Source organism: Pseudomonas svalbardensis (assembly GCF_030053115.1).
Classification (GTDB): Bacteria; Pseudomonadota; Gammaproteobacteria; order Pseudomonadales; family Pseudomonadaceae; genus Aquipseudomonas; species Aquipseudomonas svalbardensis.
In genome coordinates, this window is the sequence record NZ_CP125619.1 from 3,698,695 (window position 1) to 3,714,912 (window position 16,218).

11 protein-coding genes and 2 pseudogenes are annotated in these 16,218 nt (G+C 60.2%); 10 read left to right on the forward strand and 3 right to left on the reverse strand.

Features of this window, described 5'->3' with window-relative positions:
- Window positions 1-159 precede the first annotated feature (159 nt).
- Window positions 160-1,923: an L-lactate permease gene (locus QFX16_RS16970; protein WP_283180602.1), complete on the forward strand. Its 1,764-nt coding sequence runs from the start codon at window positions 160-162 to the stop codon at window positions 1,921-1,923.
- 30 nt (window positions 1,924-1,953) lie between these two features.
- On the opposite strand, the pseudogene glcC reads toward QFX16_RS16970, so the two are convergent.
- Window positions 1,954-2,625: pseudogene (gene glcC, locus QFX16_RS16975) on the reverse strand (transcriptional regulator GlcC); the annotation flags it as partial.
- A gap of 147 nt (window positions 2,626-2,772) precedes the next feature.
- Between glcC and glcD the strand changes: the two are divergent.
- The 4 genes from glcD to QFX16_RS16995 are packed head-to-tail and all read left to right on the forward strand — an operon-like array spanning window position 2,773 to window position 6,979.
- Window positions 2,773-4,272, forward strand: coding sequence for a glycolate oxidase subunit GlcD (gene glcD, locus QFX16_RS16980; RefSeq protein ID WP_283180603.1), 1,500 nt, complete (start codon window positions 2,773-2,775; stop codon window positions 4,270-4,272).
- Window positions 4,272-5,336: a glycolate oxidase subunit GlcE gene (gene glcE / locus QFX16_RS16985; protein WP_283180604.1), complete on the forward strand. Its 1,065-nt coding sequence runs from the start codon at window positions 4,272-4,274 to the stop codon at window positions 5,334-5,336. Before glcD ends, glcE begins: the two co-directional genes overlap by 1 nt.
- Before the next feature lie 3 nt (window positions 5,337-5,339).
- Window positions 5,340-6,557: a glycolate oxidase subunit GlcF gene (gene glcF, locus QFX16_RS16990; protein ID WP_283180605.1), complete on the forward strand. Its 1,218-nt coding sequence runs from the start codon at window positions 5,340-5,342 to the stop codon at window positions 6,555-6,557.
- Between the two features lie 20 nt (window positions 6,558-6,577).
- The gene (locus tag QFX16_RS16995; protein WP_283180606.1) at window positions 6,578-6,979 is read left to right on the forward strand and encodes a heme-binding protein; all 402 of its coding nucleotides are present in this window, start codon (window positions 6,578-6,580) and stop codon (window positions 6,977-6,979) included.
- A gap of 70 nt (window positions 6,980-7,049) precedes the next feature.
- Here the strand turns inward: QFX16_RS16995 and QFX16_RS17000 are convergent, their stop codons facing one another.
- Entirely contained in the window at window positions 7,050-8,510 is a 1,461-nt protein-coding gene (locus QFX16_RS17000) for an MFS transporter (protein WP_283180607.1), read from the reverse strand.
- Between the two features lie 478 nt (window positions 8,511-8,988).
- On the opposite strand from QFX16_RS17000, the pseudogene yghX reads away from it, so the two are divergent.
- Window positions 8,989-9,875 (forward strand): annotated as a pseudogene (yghX, locus tag QFX16_RS17005) (YghX family hydrolase).
- A gap of 106 nt (window positions 9,876-9,981) precedes the next feature.
- Here yghX and QFX16_RS17010 read toward each other — a convergent pair.
- On the reverse strand, window positions 9,982-10,299 hold the full coding sequence (locus QFX16_RS17010; RefSeq protein WP_008157167.1) for a carboxymuconolactone decarboxylase family protein: 318 nt from the start codon (window positions 10,297-10,299) through the stop codon (window positions 9,982-9,984).
- A gap of 212 nt (window positions 10,300-10,511) precedes the next feature.
- On the opposite strand from QFX16_RS17010, the gene QFX16_RS17015 reads away from it, so the two are divergent.
- The 4 genes from QFX16_RS17015 (at window position 10,512) to QFX16_RS17030 (ending at window position 16,171) form a co-directional block, all read left to right on the forward strand.
- Complete coding sequence (locus tag QFX16_RS17015) at window positions 10,512-11,885, forward strand: glutamine synthetase family protein (RefSeq protein ID WP_283180608.1); 1,374 nt, start codon at window positions 10,512-10,514, stop codon at window positions 11,883-11,885.
- Window positions 11,886-11,895: 10 nt separating this feature from the next.
- Window positions 11,896-13,287: an aldehyde dehydrogenase family protein gene (locus QFX16_RS17020; RefSeq protein ID WP_283180609.1), complete on the forward strand. Its 1,392-nt coding sequence runs from the start codon at window positions 11,896-11,898 to the stop codon at window positions 13,285-13,287.
- A 3-nt stretch (window positions 13,288-13,290) separates the two neighbouring features.
- On the forward strand, window positions 13,291-14,451 hold the full coding sequence (locus QFX16_RS17025) for an iron-containing alcohol dehydrogenase (protein ID WP_283180610.1): 1,161 nt from the start codon (window positions 13,291-13,293) through the stop codon (window positions 14,449-14,451).
- Window positions 14,452-14,605: 154 nt separating this feature from the next.
- Complete coding sequence (locus QFX16_RS17030; RefSeq protein WP_283180611.1) at window positions 14,606-16,171, forward strand: amino acid permease; 1,566 nt, start codon at window positions 14,606-14,608, stop codon at window positions 16,169-16,171.
- Window positions 16,172-16,218: the final 47 nt, after the last annotated feature.

Consider the following 16,218-nt stretch of genomic DNA (forward strand, 5'->3'; position numbering starts at 1 on the left):
CCGTCGTTGAAGTCCGAGTAGCGCATTTACCCATTGGCCATGTTAGCTCAGTGCGGCCCACTAAAAGGCCTGCCAGGACAGCGGCGTAATGCCACCTATACTAGATGCCACCAACCCCACGGGGTCTGCACTCCCAACAATAAAAAGCAGAGGTGGAACATGGTCTGGCAGCAAATCTACGATCCATTCGGTAACCCGATACTTTCAACCCTCATGGCAGCAGTGCCGGTCGTGGTGATGCTGGCAGCCCTGGCGTTTTTCCATATCAAGGCGCATCTGGCCGCATTGATGGCTCTGGCCTCGGCGCTGGTGATCGCGATCTTCGCCTTCGGCATGCCGGCGAACATGGCCGGCTCGGCCGCACTGTACGGCGCCGCCAACGGCTTGCTGCCCATCGGCTGGATTGTGCTCAACATCATCTTCCTGCATCGGCTGACCACCGAGAACGGCTCGTTCAAAGTGCTGCAGGATTCCCTGGCGCGCATCACCGACGATCGACGCCTGCAATTGCTGCTGATTGCCTTCTGCTTCGGTGCGTTCTTCGAAGGGGCCGCAGGCTTCGGTACGCCGGTGGCGGTGACCGGGGCGATTCTGATCGGGTTGGGCTTCTCACCTCTGGCCGCATCTGGCCTGGCGTTGATCGCCAACACCGCGCCCGTGGCGTTCGGCGCGCTGGGTACGCCGATCATCACCCTGGCCAAGGTGACCGGACTGGATGAAATGGAGCTGTCGATGATGGTCGGCCGGCAATTGCCGTTCTTCTCGGTGATCGTGCCGTTCTGGTTGATCTGGGCCTTCGCCGGCTGGCGCAAGATGCTGGAAATCTGGCCGGCGATTCTGGTGGCCGGGGTCAGTTTCGCCGTGCCGCAGTTCCTGGTGTCCAACTACCACGGGCCGATGCTGGTGGACGTGATCGCCGCGCTGATTTCCATGGCCTGCCTGACCGGTTTCATCAAGGTCTGGAAACCGGCCACCATCCATACCTCCGCCGCGCTGTCAGGGCGGGTAGACAACTCAAAGATCGACGATGAGCACGACGTACAACCCACGGCGACCGCCACCTTCAACAGCGAAAACCGCTCGGCGGTGATGCGCGCCTGGATGCCTTGGATCATCCTCACGATCTTTGTGTTCGCCTGGGGCACCCAGAGCTTCAAAAACATGTTCGATACTCGCGCGGCGATCGATCCGGCCACCAGCTCCGCCAAACTCGACCCGCAAGGCAAACCGATGCGCGAAGCCAACCCGATTTTCGCCCCGACGCTGACCTTCACCACCATTCACCAGCAGATCGAGAAGGTTCCACCGGTGGTGCCTGCGCCGAAAACCGAAGAGGCGATCTACAAGTTCAACTGGTTCACCGCCACCGGTAGCGGCATCCTGTTGTCGGCGATCCTCGGCGGGTTGCTGATGGGTTACTCCATCCCGCAGTTGATCCACCATTACCTGCGAACGATCTGGTTGGTGCGTTACTCGTTGATTACTATCGTGGCGATGCTCGCCCTGGGCTTCCTCACCCGCTACTCAGGCCTGGACGCCACCATGGGCCTGGCCTTCGCCGCGACGGGCATCTTCTACCCCATGTTCGGCACCCTGCTCGGCTGGCTCGGCGTGGCCTTGACCGGCTCGGACACGGCGTCCAACGTGCTGTTCGGCGGCTTGCAACGGGTGACCGCCGAGCAGTTGGGGATCAGCCCGGTGTTGATGGCTGCTGCCAACAGTTCCGGCGGGGTCATGGGCAAGATGGTCGACGCGCAGTCGATCGTGGTGGCGTCCACCGCCACCCGCTGGTACGGACATGAAGGGGAAATCCTGCGTTATGTGTTTTTCCACTCGATCATCCTGGCCATTCTGGTCGGTGGTTTGGTGACGTTGCAGGCGTATGTGGCGCCGTTCAGCAGTATGGTTGTGGGCGGGCATTGATTGACGTAGCCCGGGCTCACCGCCCGGGCCTTACGCCCACCCCTCAAGTCGCAGCATGGCCCTAACCAGACGCTGTTCCTCGCTTTCAATTTCCTTGAGGTTTTCGCAGATGCTCTGGATGTGCGCGATGGCCGCCTTGCGTGCTTGCTCCGGCATACGGCCGGTGACGGCGTTGTAGAGCCGCGCATGTTGACGGTCGATCTGACGCTTTTGTGGCTCGCGGTGGTAGAGGTTGTTGACCGAGGCAAACACCGTGTTCAGCAATAAGTCCGTCAGCGAGCGCAAGGTCTGCACCAGCACCGGGTTGTGCGAGGCCTCGCAAATCGCCAGGTGGAACGCATGATCGAGTCAGGCGTGTTCGGACGCCTCCAGCGAACGGCTATGGGCATTGAGCAACGCCTCGTAGCTGCGGGTGATGAGGACAAAGTCAGCGTCGGTTCCGCGCAAGGCTGCCAGGCGTGCGGACTCGCCTTCGAGCAGGCTGCGGACTTCGAACAAATCGTAGAGCGTGCGGGGTTGTGAGCTGAACAAGTGCATCAACGGCGACGCGGCACCGTGGCCCGAAAGGTCGGCTACAAATGAGCCTTTGCCCTGCTCTGTCTTGATAATCCCGCGAACGCGCAACAGCTTGAGGCCCTCGCGAAGTGCAGTGCGGGAAACGCCGAGTTATTCGGCCAGACGACGCTCCGAGGGCAACAGCTGCTGCACCAATAAAAAACTACCGAATAAAAAACTGGTTTGACCAGCCAAACAACACATAGACAGTAGAACGCCTCAGGCCAATGATGCAAGTCAGTGGTAAACGGACACAGACCTCCTATAAAAACAACTGAGGGTCGTCAACCGACTATGAACATTCTTTACGATGAACGCGTCGACGGCGTCCTGCCTGACGTCGACAAAACTGCCCTGCTGCAAGCCCTGCAAACGCAATGGCCGGATCTGGAAGTCCTGCATCAACAGGAAGAGCTCAAACCGTACGAATGCGATGGACTTTCTGCTTACCGCACCACGCCCATGCTGGTAGTGCTGCCGCGCCACATCGACGAAGTGCAAGGCGTGCTTCGACTCTGCCATGAGCGGCAGGTCGCGGTGGTCGCCCGCGGTGCCGGCACCGGTTTGTCTGGCGGTGCATTGCCGCTGGAAAAAGGCGTGCTGCTGGTGATGGCGCGCTTCAACAATATTCTGCACATCGACCCTGCCGCCCGCACGGCTCGGGTTCAGCCGGGGGTGCGCAATCTGGCGATTTCCCAGGCTGCAGCGCCGTTTGGCTTGTACTACGCGCCGGACCCTTCCTCGCAGATCGCTTGTTCAATCGGCGGTAATGTGGCGGAAAACGCCGGTGGCGTGCATTGCCTGAAGTACGGGCTGACCGTGCACAACCTGCTCAAGGTCGACATCCTCACCGTCGACGGCGAACACCTGACCCTGGGTTCTCAGGCGCTCGATTCTCCGGGCTTCGATCTGCTGGCGTTGTTCACCGGTTCCGAAGGCATGCTCGGTGTCATCACCGAGGTCACGGTCAAACTGCTGCCCAAACCCCAGTCCGCCAAAGTGCTGCTGGCAGCGTTCGATTCCGTCGAGAAGGCTGGTCGTGCGGTGGGTGACATTATTGCCGCCGGCATCATCCCCGGCGGTCTGGAAATGATGGACAACCTGGCCATTCGCGCCGCCGAAGACTTCATCCACGCGGGGTATCCGGTCGACGCCGAAGCCATTCTGCTGTGCGAGCTCGATGGCGTTGAAGCCGACGTTCATGATGACTGCGACCGCGTGCGCCAAGTGCTGGAACAGGCCGGCGCCACCGAAGTGCGCCAGGCCCGCGATGAAGCCGAACGCGTGCGTTTCTGGGCGGGACGCAAGAATGCCTTTCCGGCGGTGGGCCGTCTCTCACCGGATTATTACTGCATGGACGGGACGATTCCGCGCCGCGAGCTGCCCGGCGTGCTGAACGCCATCGCCGCGTTGTCGGCCGAGTACGACCTGCGGGTGGCCAACGTTTTCCACGCCGGTGACGGCAACATGCACCCGCTGATTCTGTTCGATGCCAACCAACCGGGTGAGCTGGATCGCGCAGAAACCCTGGGCGGCAAGATCCTCGAATTGTGCGTGAAGGTCGGCGGCAGCATTACCGGTGAACACGGCGTAGGCCGAGAGAAAATCAATCAGATGTGTGCGCAGTTCAATAGCGATGAGCTGACCGTGTTCCATGCCGTCAAAGCCGCCTTCGATCCCAGTGGCTTGCTCAACCCCGGCAAGAACATTCCGACGCTGCACCGCTGCGCCGAGTTCGGCGCCATGCACGTCCATTTGGGTCAGATGCCCTTCCCTGAACTGGAGCGTTTCTGATGCACAGCGAACACGATATCGACGACAGCGCCTCGCTGCTGGATCAGGTCAACCAGGCGCTGCAAAACGCTACGCCGTTGCGCATTCAAGGCTCCAACAGCAAGGCGTTTCTTGGGCGCATCGTGGCGGGCGAAGTGCTCGACACGCGCAGCCACCGAGGCATCGTCAGCTACGACCCGACCGAGCTGGTGATCACCGCCCGCTGCGGCACCCCGTTGGCAGAACTGGCTGAAGTATTGGACGCGGCGCAGCAGATGTTGCCCTGCGAACCGCCCTCTTTCGGCGACGGCGCGACTGTCGGCGGCATGATCGCCAGCGGGCTGTCGGGGCCACGGCGTCCTTGGTCTGGGTCTGTCAGGGACTTCGTCCTCGGCACACGGGTCATCACCGGTCATGGCAAGCATTTACGCTTCGGTGGCGAAGTCATGAAAAACGTCGCCGGTTACGACCTGTCGCGCTTGATGGCCGGCAGCTACGGATCGCTTGGCGTGGTGATCGAAGTCTCGCTCAAGGTCCTGCCCAAGCCGCGTCAAGCTTTAAGCATCAGCCTGGAAATGGACGGCGATCGCGCGTTGCTGCGCCTCGCCGAATGGGGGCAACAGCCGCTGCCGATCAGCGCTGCGTGCCACGATGGGCAGCGCCTGCACCTGCGGCTTGAGGGTGGCGAAGGCTCGGTGGCGGCGGCTCATGACCGACTCGGCGGCGAGTTGCTGGACGCTTCCTATTGGGAGGATCTCAACGAACATCGATTGAGCTTCTTCGATGAGGACCAGGCACTTTGGCGCCTGTCCGTCCCTCACAACACGCCTCGGCTTTCCCTGCCCGGCCGTCAGTTGATCGATTGGGGCGGTGCGCAGCGCTGGCTCAAATCTGACGCGGAGGCAGCGTTCATTCGCTCGATCGTCGAAGAAGTCGGCGGGCATGTGACCTGCTATACCCATGGCCTGATCGACAGCCCGTTTCAACCGTTGCCTGCCGCATTGATGCGCTACCACCGGAACTTGAAGCAACAACTCGATCCCCGGGGCATCTTCAACCCCGGGCGCCTGTACGCGGAGCTTTGACCCATGCAGACCACCTTGAGCGAACAAGCCCGCCAGCTGCCCCGCGCCGAAGAAGCCGAAAGCATCTTGCGCACCTGCGTGCACTGCGGTTTCTGCAATGCCACCTGCCCGACCTATCAATTGCTGGGCGATGAACTGGACGGACCGCGGGGCCGCATCTACCTGATCAAGCAGGTTCTGGAAGGCAACGAAGTCACGCAAAAGACCCAACTACACCTGGATCGCTGCCTGTCCTGTCGTAACTGCGAAACCACCTGCCCTTCCGGTGTCGATTACCACAACTTGCTGGACATCGGCCGGGCGGTGGTCGATGCGGCGGTGCCGCGCCCGCTCGGTCAGCGCTTGTTGCGTGAAGGATTGCGCAGCGTCATCCCCAATCCTGCGCTGTTCCAAGGGCTGGTCAGCAGCGGTCAGGTGTTCCGGGCATTGTTGCCCAACACCTTGCAGATAAAGTTGCCTCGCCGCGTCTATCCGGCCAAGCCGCGCCCGGTCACTCGCCACGCACGACAGGTGCTGATGCTCGAAGGTTGCGTGCAACCGAGTCTGTCACCCAATACCAACGCGGCCGCCGCTCGAGTACTGGATCGGCTGGGGATCAGCGTCATCGCGACCCGCGAGGCGGGCTGTTGCGGCGCCGTGGATTATCACCTCGACGCTCAGGCGGCCGGCCTGGATCGCGCCCGTCGCAACATTGACGCGTGGTGGCCGAGCATTGAAAACGGTGCCGAGGCCATCGTGCAAACCGCCAGCGGTTGCGGTGCCTTCATCAAAGATTATGGTCACCTGCTCAGCACCGACCCGGCCTATGCCGAGAAGGCGAAAAAGGTCAGTGCGCTGGCCAAGGATCTGGTCGAAGTGCTGCGCGACGAGCCGCTGGAGAAGCTCGGTATCCACAGCGCCCAGCGCCTGGCCTTTCATTGCCCCTGCACCTTGCAGCACGCGCAGAAACTGGGCGGTGCGGTGGAAGCGATTCTGACGAGTCTGGGCTTCAACCTCACGCCTGTTGCCGACAGTCACCTGTGCTGCGGCTCGGCGGGCACCTATTCGCTGACCCAACCCGAACTGTCCCGGCAACTGCGCGACAACAAGCTCAATGCGCTGGAAAGCGGACATCCCGAAGTCATTGTCACGGCCAATATCGGCTGTCAGTCCCACCTCGACGGTGCGGGCCGAACCCCTGTCAGGCACTGGATCGAACTGGTCGAAGCCGCCTTGCCATAACCGAGCACTGGAGAATCCCCATGAAAAACAAAACCGTACTGAGCCAGACCGAAGTCAGCCAAATCCTCGCGGCTGCACGCACCGAAGCGCAGAGCAACCAATGGGCCGTGACCATCGTGATTGTCGATGACGGCGGCCACCCCCTGGCCCTCGAACGCCTCGACGGTTGCGCTCCGATTGGCGCCTACATCGCCACCGAAAAGGCCCGCACTTCGGCCCTGGGTCGGCGCGAATCCAAAGGTTATGAAGAGATGGTCAATGGCGGGCGCCACGCCTTTTTGTCCGCGCCATTGCTGACGTCCCTTGAGGGCGGCGTACCGATCATCGTCGACGGCCAGGTGATCGGCGCGGTCGGGGTGTCCGGTGTCAAAGCCGAGCAGGACGCACAAGTGGCCAAAGCCGGCGCGCAATGCCTGAACTGAGCCGAACTGATTTGAGCTGAGCGCTGAAATAGTCGGGCCGTGTGATAAACGGCCCGACGTTCGTTTTTGATCACTGCCCTTCAGCAAGCTTCGTCTTCGGTGTCCGCAGAGCGCGCCAGGCAACAAAAATCGCCATGAGTGCCAAGCCGAACGTCACCCACGAAACCAGATTAATTCCACCCTCGAATGCACTTCCCGCCTGCGTCATCAGCTCTCGTGCTTGATCTTGCGACAACTGCACCGCCACATGATTAGCACCCGATAGCGTCTCACTCGCCAGCATCGTCTGCACCTCGTTCAAAAAGCCCGGAAGCTGCAATACACCGCGATAGTAGGCAGTGACGAGACCACCGAGCACGGTCGTCCCCAAAACCACACCCACTTCATAGGCCGTTTCACTAATGGCCGACGCCGCACCCGCCTTTTCCGGCGGCGCGGCCGACAAAATCACATCGTTGGATACCGTCGCGATCGCGCCCACGCCAATGTTCAGCAAAGCAAAAGCCACCACCAGAACGATCAGACTGCTGCCGATGCTGGCGACCAACAAAAACGCCGCCCCAGCAAACGCCATCAGAATCGGTACCAGCACATGCACCTGTACTCGCCTCGCTACAGGCACGACTGCCATTCCCACTACGATCGCCATGATCTGACCAGGTACTAACGCAAAGCTGGCATTCAACGGTGACATCTGAAGGACGATCTGTAAGAACTGAGTGGTAAAGAATACAAAGCCGACGAGGAACGCGAGGCTCATCAGATTGATTAGTACGGAACCGCTAAAGGTGCCACTTCGGAACAGACTCAGATCCATCAGCGGCACTGGCAGACGTAACTGCCGATGCACAAACATCCACCCAGCAACCATGCCGATTACAAATGCTGTCAGCGCCATCCAGTCGAGACCATTACTGGCGCTGTGTTTAATGCCGTAAACGATGGCACTGAGGGCAACCATCGATTGCAGGATACTTAGCGGATCCAATGGCCCTGAACAGTCTTTCTCGGACTCGGGCAACAACACCGGCCCCAATACCAACAACGGCACCAATACGGGTATCGCCAATAGGAAAATCGCCCCCCAGCTGAAAAACTCCAGCAAAACTCCACCAACCAAAGGACCGAGTGCTGATCCTACCGTCAGCGTTGTTGCCCAGATCGCGACAGCTACTCTGCGCTCCTCTCGATCCAGAAACACCGAGCGTATCAATGCCAAAGTAGAGGGCATCAACATCGCACCGAAAATCCCCATGCAAGCTCGCCCGGCAATCAGTTGCATGGCGGTATCGGAGTAGGCGGTCAGCACCGACACAATGACAAAACCCAAAGACCCGGCCAGTAACAACTTTCGATGACCAATTCGATCGCCCAGACTACCCATCGACACCAGTAATCCCGCCAATACCAGCGAATAGGCATCGATCATCCATAACTGCTGACTAGCGCTCGGACTCAAGGCCTCGGCAATCTTTGGTAACGCGAATCCAAGCACCGTATTGTCTACGGTCACCAGTAGTACTGGCAGCATGAGCACGCTTAGGGCTGACCATCGCTTTGATTTTGCTCTGTGTTGCGCTGTCTCACTTATTAACGGCATTAGCCAAGCTCCTTATTACCTCAAAAAACATCACGGGACATTTTTCAATGCTTCCGTGAAACGAACCCTGCGCACCTCCATGGCGAGGGTTTAAGAAAGCAACTTTCAACGTAAGAAAAAATTACTTTTCTCGCGGGAAAGCTGAACACTTCTATAATTTCGTTACATCACAACTCAATCGGCTATTTGTTTCATATTGTTTGATGGCACTGATGGGCTGAACGCCCTTTTCCGTCTGCCCCCAAAAGCAAGCGCCCTAAACAATCTCTGGCGTTTGCTTGAGTCACCCTCTCCGCGTTTTCACCCAGTCTTCGAGGCCTCTTTTGTTTGTGAGCGGCTACGCTCGTTAGGTATCGCTCACCCTGTCCAACCGACAGAGCAATCGACCCGCCCAAGAGGAAGCGCACAGATGACCCGTCTCACTGCGAAAGACTTTGCTCCGGAACTGCTCGAACTGTACGACTACTACGCCCACGGCAAGATCAACCGGCGAGAGTTTCTGGATCGAGCGGCGTTGTTCACCTTGGGCGGCTTGACGGCCAGCGCGCTCCTCGCGGCCCTGAGTCCGAATTATGCACTCGCCGAGCAGGTTGAATTTACCGACCCGGACATCGTTGCCGAATACATCACCTATCCCTCCCCCAAGGGCAACGGGCAAGTCCGTGGCTATCTGGTGCGCCCGGCGAAAGCCACCGGCAAGGTGCCGGCGGTGGTGGTTGTGCATGAGAACCGCGGGCTCAACCCGTACATTGAAGATGTCGCGCGGCGTGTGGCCAAGGCAGGGTTCATCGCCCTCGCCCCTGATGGCCTGACGTCGCTGGGCGGTTATCCCGGCAACGACGACAAAGGCCGGGAGCTGCAGGCGACCGTCGACCCTGAAAAGCTCATGAACGATTTTTTCGCCGCCATCGAATGGCTGATGAAGCATGACGCGACCACCGGAAAAGTCGGCATCACCGGGTTTTGTTACGGCGGCGGTGTGACCAATGCCGCGGCCGTCGCCTGTCCGGAACTGGGGGCTGCCGTGTCCTTTTATGGCCGCCAGCCAGAAGCCAAGGGTGTCGCCCGAATCAAGGCGCCGGTGATGCTGCACTACGGCGACTGGATACGCGCATCAACGAAGGCTGGCCCGCCTATGAGAAGGCACTGAAAGCTGCGGGCAAGACGTATGAAGCCTACATTTACCCCGGCGCCAACCATGGTTTCCATAACGACTCCACGCCTCGATACGATGAGGCCGCAGCGAAGCTAGCCTGGGACCGGACGCTCGGATGGTTTCGGCGGTATCTGGCTTAGTGGTGAAGCTGAAGTCTGCTTTGACACTGTTGCCAGATTCCGCATGAATGGAGGGCTTCGAAAAGCTGACAAGCCAGGTGCTCAAACGCGGCTCAACAGACCTCGTTCACGTCTCAATCACATCATCCGCCCAACTGATAGCCGCGACGACGGTGGGGAAACCGATCGTGCTGGTCAGTGAGATCAGTGTGTGACGGATCTGCTCTGGCGTAGCGCCCGCCTCCAGTGCCCGTCGGGTATGACTGTGCACCGCGCCCTCAGAACGGATGGCCGCCGCGGCACCGAGCTGGATCAGCTGAACAACGATCTCTTCCAGTGGGCCGGTATGACGCACCGCCGTACCCAAGGCCTCCACTGCGGCCAGGTAATCCGGGTACTGCTGTTCGAGACGTTGGTAGGTGTTGTGCGCTTTCTTCTTTGTCATGTTTGTTTCCTCGCGTTGGAGGGCGATCAGTTCTCGCCTTTGCGCCCGACTTATCAGGCTGCGATTTCCGAAACTTGCACACTGCAACAGTAGGCTACGCTTACAGCAGCTTATTGCACACGATGCTCGCGTCTGCAGGTTTTGGTTTGTTCTGGAGAGCGTCTGCAACAGCTATTTCAGACAGGCCCAAACAATTCACGCAGGACTACGTGATGACCGAGCCCTTCCTCAGTTTTGATCAACTCAAGCGTGCCGCCGCCTCCGGCGAGATCGATACCGTTCTGGTCTGCATGGTCGACATGCAAGGCCGACTGGTCGGCAAGCGATTCCAGGTCGAGTTTTTCATCGACAGCGGTCATGAAGAAACCCACTGCTGCAATTACCTGCTGGCCGACGACATCGACATGGAACCGGTGCCGGGTTACGCCGCGGCCAGCTGGAGCAAAGGCTATGGCGACTTTGTGCTCAAACCCGACATGGCCACGTTGCGACGGGTGCCCTGGCTTGAGTGCACGGCGCTGGTGCTCTGCGATGTACTCGATCATCACCATCGGCGCGACCTGCCGCACAGCCCGCGGGCGATTCTGAAAAAGCAGGTCGAGCGACTGCGCGAGCGCGGCTACACCGGCATGTTCGCCTCGGAACTGGAGTTTTATCTGTTCGACGAGAGTTACGAGGCGATCCACGAGCGCAACTACCACAAGCCGAAAACGGCCGGTCACTACATCGAGGACTACAACATCCTGCAGACCACCCGCGAAGAACCGGTGCTGCGGGCGATTCGCAAGCATCTGCAGGCCTCCGGCATTCCCGTGGAAAACTCCAAGGGTGAATGGGGGCCGGGCCAGGAAGAGATCAACATCCGTTATGCCGATGCGCTGACCATGGCCGACCACCACGTCATCATCAAGCACGCCTGCAAAGAGATCGCGCAACTGCAGGGCAAGGCGATCACGTTCATGGCCAAGTGGCGTTATGACGCCGCCGGTTCCAGCAGCCACATCCACAATTCGCTGTGGGACAAGAACGGTAAAAAGCCGCTGTTCTTCGACGCCAAGGCTGAGTTTGGCATGTCGAAACTGATGCGTTCCTGGGTGGCCGGGCAGCTTAAATATGCCAACGACATCACCTGTTTTCTCGCGCCCTACATCAATTCGTACAAGCGCTTTCAGGCCGGCACCTTTGCACCGACCCGGGCGGTGTGGAGCCGGGACAATCGCACCGCAGGTTTCCGTTTGTGCGCAGAAGGCAGCAAAGCCATCCGCATTGAATGTCGCATTGGCGGTGCCGACCTCAACCCATATCTGGCCTTCGCCGCGTTGATCGCTGCGGGACTGGCCGGTATTGACGAGAAGCTCACCCTCGCGCCGCCCTTTGAGGGCGATGCCTACGTCGACGAGCACTTGCCTGAAGTCTCGAAGACCTTGCGCGAAGCTTGCGCCGCACTCCAGGGCTCGACCATGTTGCGCGAGGCGTTCGGCGATGAAGTGATCGACCACTACGTGCACACCGCCGAATGGGAGCAGAAAGAGTACGACCGGCGGATCACCGACTGGGAACTGCAGCGCGGGTTTGAGCGCTATTGAGACTTCCATCATGACTTCAATGATTCAACTCATCTCCCCAGTCGATGGCCGGGTCTATGCCGAACGTCGCTACGCCGATGCGGCGCAAATCGACCAGGCTCTGGCGGCGGCCGAAGCAGCCCAGACGCAATGGAAACGCCGGCCACTGAGCGAACGCGCCGCCTTCTGCAGCGCCGCGGTAGACGCGATGCTGGCCATGAAGGCTGACATCGTGCCGGAACTGGCCTGGCAGATGGGCCGCCCGGTGCGCTTTGGTGCTGGTGAACTGCGCGGTTTCGAAGAGCGTGCCCGCCATATGATCGCCATTGCGCCTGAAGCCTTGGCAGCGCTTGAACCGACACCCGCCGCAGGTTTTCGTCGCTGTATCAAACGCGAGCCGCTGGGTACGGTATTGGTCGTCGCACCCTGGAATTACCCCTATCTGACGGCAGTGAATACGATCATCCCGGCGCTGATGGCCGGCAACAGCGTCATCCTCAAACACGCCTCGCAAACGCTGCTGGTTGGCGAACGTTTTGCCGAAGCGTTGCGCCGCGCCAACTTGCCCGCCGGCCTGTTCCATAACCTGCTGCTCGATCATGGCCAGACCGGCGAGATCATTGGCTCGGGACGCGTGCACCAGGTGAACTTCACCGGTTCAGTCGATGCTGGCAAGGCCATGGAAACCGCCGCCACCGGACGCTTCCTCGGCGTGGGGTTGGAGCTCGGTGGCAAAGACCCGGCTTACGTCCGGTCAGACGCCAACCTCGAGCATGCAGTGGAAAACCTGGTGGACGGCAGCTTCTTCAACTCCGGGCAAAGCTGTTGCGCGGTCGAGCGTATTTATGTCGATGAAAAAATTTACCCGGTGTTTGTCGAACGCTTCGTCGCCTTGACCCGCCAATACGTGCTGGGCAACCCACTGGACGAAGCCACCACGCTCGGTCCGTTGGTCACACCGAGTGCCGCTGAATTCGTTCGCGGGCAGATCGCCGATGCACTGACCCAAGGCGCTCGGGCGCTGATCGATCCAAAGGATTTTCCTGCCGACGCACCGGGCAGCGCCTACCTCGCGCCGCAAGTATTAGTCGACGTCACCCATCAAATGTCGGTGATGCGCGACGAAAGCTTTGGCCCGGTGGTCGGCATCATGCCGGTGGCCAGCGACGACGAAGCCATCGCCTTGATGAACGACAGTGAGTTCGGGCTCAGCGCCTCCATCTGGACACAAGACCTTGCCGCCGCAGAACGTCTGGGCAACGAGATCGACACCGGCACCGTGTTCATGAACCGCTGCGATTACCTGGACCCGGCCCTGGCTTGGACCGGGGTGAAGAACAGCGGGCGCGGCGTCACGCTGTCGCGCCTTGGCTATGACAACCTGACCCGCGCGAAATCCTTCCATTTGCGCCACGAGATCTGAGCCATGAGCCTGACCGCGAACTGGAACTACCCCACAAGCATCCGCTTCGGTGCCGGCCGCATCGCCGAGCTTGCCGAGATCTGCCGCAGCCAAGGGATCCAGCGACCGTTACTGGTCACCGACAGTGGCCTGGCGCGAGCCCCGATCACTGCCGCAGCGCTGGACGCCTTGCGCGCTGCCGGTCTTGGCGTCGCGCTGTTTTGCGACCTTAAACCCAATCCGGTCGAAGCCAACCTGGCGGGCGGGCTCGACGCCTGGCGCGCCGGCAAACACGATGGCGTGGTCGCCTTCGGCGGTGGCAGTGGCCTGGACATGGGCAAGCTCATCGCCTTCATGAGCGGCCAAACCCGACCGGTGTGGGATTTCGAAGACATCGGCGACTACTGGACCCGCGCCGACGAAGGCAGCATCGCCCCGATCATTGCGGTGCCGACCACGGCGGGTACCGGCTCCGAGGTGGGCCGTGCCGCGGTGATCATCGATGAGCGTACGCACACCAAACGCATCATCTTCCACCCGAAGATGATGCCGCGCGTGGTCATCAGCGACCCGGCCCTCACCGTCGGCATGCCGGCCAAGGTCACTGCGGGCACCGGCATGGATGCGTTTGCGCATTGTCTGGAATCGTATTGCGCTCCCGGCTTTCACCCCATGGCCGAAGGGATTGCGGTGGAAGGCATGCGCCTGGTCGCCAATGCCCTGGTGCGAGCCGTACACACACCCTCGGACCTGGAGGCGCGAGCGGAAATGCTCGCGGCGGCCGCGATGGGCGCTACCGCTTTCCAGAAAGGCCTGGGCGGGATGCACGCCCTCTCACATCCGGTGGGCGCCCTGTACGACACCCATCACGGCATGACCAATGCCACGTTCATGCCCTATGTCCTGAAATTCAATCGCCCGGCCATCGAGGAACGCATCACCCGCCTCGCGGCTTATTTGCGTCTGCCCTCGCCCGGCTTCGACAGTTTTCTGGCCTTCGTCCTCAAGTTGCGCAAGGACATCGGCGTGCCCCATACGCTGGTTGAGCTGGGGGTGGATGATCGGCAGGCCGACCTGATCGCGGACATGGCGATTGTCGACCCTTGCGCCGGCGGCAACCCGCTGCCATTGACCCGAAATGGCGCGGCAGAAATTTTCGAAGCGGCGTACCACGGCCGTCTGTAGAGCAGTTGTCTGTCCATGGCCAAGGTGCGAACTCGCAGCATGGACGGTGTTTATCCGTAAGAGACAGGAGCAGTACGACAAGGGGTTGAAGGCCAGCCCATCCGGCACCGTAAAACCCGGATGGATGCGTATCAAAACCTAAGGGGCACACAACATGAATCCAGCAAGCCAGCCCGGCACGAGCGCGCCGCAAGACGATGACGTCAAGGTGCTGCACAACATGGGCTATGCCCAGCAGCTCTCACGACGCATGGGCGTTTTCTCTAACTTTGCCATTTCCTTTTCGATCATCTGCATCCTCTCGGGTGGTATCAACTCACTCGCTCAGGGCACCTCGGGTGCGGGCGGTGCGTCAATTGGCATCGGCTGGCCGATCGGTTGCCTGATCTCCGGGGTTTTCGCCATGGCCATGGCGCAGATTTCCTCGGCCTACCCCACCGCTGGTGGCCTCTATCATTGGGGTTCGATTCTCGGTAACCGCTTCACCGGATGGCTGACCGCGTGGTTCAACTTGCTCGGGCTGGTCACCGTGCTCGGTGCGATCAACGTCGGCACCTATTACTTCTTTTTCGGCGCCTTCGGACCGGCCCTGGGAATGGAAGACACCACCACGACCCGGGTGATTTTCCTGGCGATCCTGACCGGTCTCCAGGCCTTGTGTAACCACCTGGGTATCGGCCTGACCGCGAAGCTCACCGACTTCTCGGGCTATCTGATCTTCGCCACGGCGCTCGCGCTGACCATCGTCTGCCTGATCTCTGCACCCAGTTATGAGTTCGCCCGGTTATGGACCTTCAGCAACTATTCCGGCGAGGCTGGCGGCAGCGTTTGGCCACAGGTCTCGAACGGCTGGATTTTCATGCTCGGCCTGCTCTTGCCGATCTATACCATCACGGGTTATGACGCCTCTGCGCATACCTCGGAAGAGACCCGAAATGCCGCCATGTCAGTGCCGCGCGGCATGGTCATGTCGGTGGTCTGGTCGTTGCTGTTCGGCTGGGTCATGCTCAGTTCGTTTGTGCTGATGCTGCCAAGCATGGACGAGGCGGCGAAGCATGGCTGGACCGTGTTTTTCTGGGCCATGGACACCCAGGTCAATCCGACTGTGAAGTTGGCGCTTTACGTGGCGATTTTCATCTCGCAATTTCTTTGCGGGTTGGCGACCGTGACCTCGGTCTCACGCATGATCTTTGCGTTCTCCCGTGACGGCGGCCTGCCCTTCTCCAAAACACTGGCCTCGGTCTCGCCGACCCTTCGCAGCCCGGTGGCAGCGATCTGGACCGGTGCCACGCTCGCGGTGTTGTTCGTCTGGGGATCGTCGGTGATCTCGGTCGGCGAAACGCCGGTCTATACCATCGTGGTGTCCTGCACGGTGATCTTCCTGTTCTTCTCCTTCATCATTCCCATAGTGCTGGGCCTGTTTACCTACGGGACTTCGAAGTGGCCGACCATGGGGCCGTGGAACATGGGGCGCTTCTGGTACACAGTGTTCGCCCTCCTCTCGATCCTCTCGATGGTGATCATTTTCGTCATCGGCATCCAGCCACCGAACGATTGGGCGCTGTACATCACCATCGGTTTTCTGGTGCTGACGGCCATCGTCTGGTTCGGTTTTGAAGCCCGACGCTTCCAGGGTCCGCCGATTGGCGACATGATCGTCAAGCGTCAGGCTGAAATTGCCGCGGCGGAAGAGGCGTTGAATAAACGGGCTGGAAGCTGATCGCCACAGCCATAAAAATACGGACCTGTGGGAGATTCTATGTTGCA

What these genes read in the sequence shown, in the direction of transcription:
- QFX16_RS16970 (WP_283180602.1), top strand. Translation starts at nt 160, where the DNA reads ATGGTCTGGCAGCAAATCTACGATCCATTCGGTAACCCGATACTTTCA.
- glcD (WP_283180603.1), top strand. Translation starts at nt 2,773, where the DNA reads ATGAACATTCTTTACGATGAACGCGTCGACGGCGTCCTGCCTGACGTC.
- glcE (WP_283180604.1), top strand. Translation starts at nt 4,272, where the DNA reads ATGCACAGCGAACACGATATCGACGACAGCGCCTCGCTGCTGGATCAG.
- glcF (WP_283180605.1), top strand. Translation starts at nt 5,340, where the DNA reads ATGCAGACCACCTTGAGCGAACAAGCCCGCCAGCTGCCCCGCGCCGAA.
- QFX16_RS16995 (WP_283180606.1), top strand. Translation starts at nt 6,578, where the DNA reads ATGAAAAACAAAACCGTACTGAGCCAGACCGAAGTCAGCCAAATCCTC.
- QFX16_RS17000 (WP_283180607.1), bottom strand. Translation starts at nt 8,510, where the DNA reads ATGCTGCCAGTACTACTGGTGACCGTAGACAATACGGTGCTTGGATTC.
- QFX16_RS17010 (WP_008157167.1), bottom strand. Translation starts at nt 10,299, where the DNA reads ATGACAAAGAAGAAAGCGCACAACACCTACCAACGTCTCGAACAGCAG.
- QFX16_RS17015 (WP_283180608.1), top strand. Translation starts at nt 10,512, where the DNA reads ATGACCGAGCCCTTCCTCAGTTTTGATCAACTCAAGCGTGCCGCCGCC.
- QFX16_RS17020 (WP_283180609.1), top strand. Translation starts at nt 11,896, where the DNA reads ATGACTTCAATGATTCAACTCATCTCCCCAGTCGATGGCCGGGTCTAT.
- QFX16_RS17025 (WP_283180610.1), top strand. Translation starts at nt 13,291, where the DNA reads ATGAGCCTGACCGCGAACTGGAACTACCCCACAAGCATCCGCTTCGGT.
- QFX16_RS17030 (WP_283180611.1), top strand. Translation starts at nt 14,606, where the DNA reads ATGAATCCAGCAAGCCAGCCCGGCACGAGCGCGCCGCAAGACGATGAC.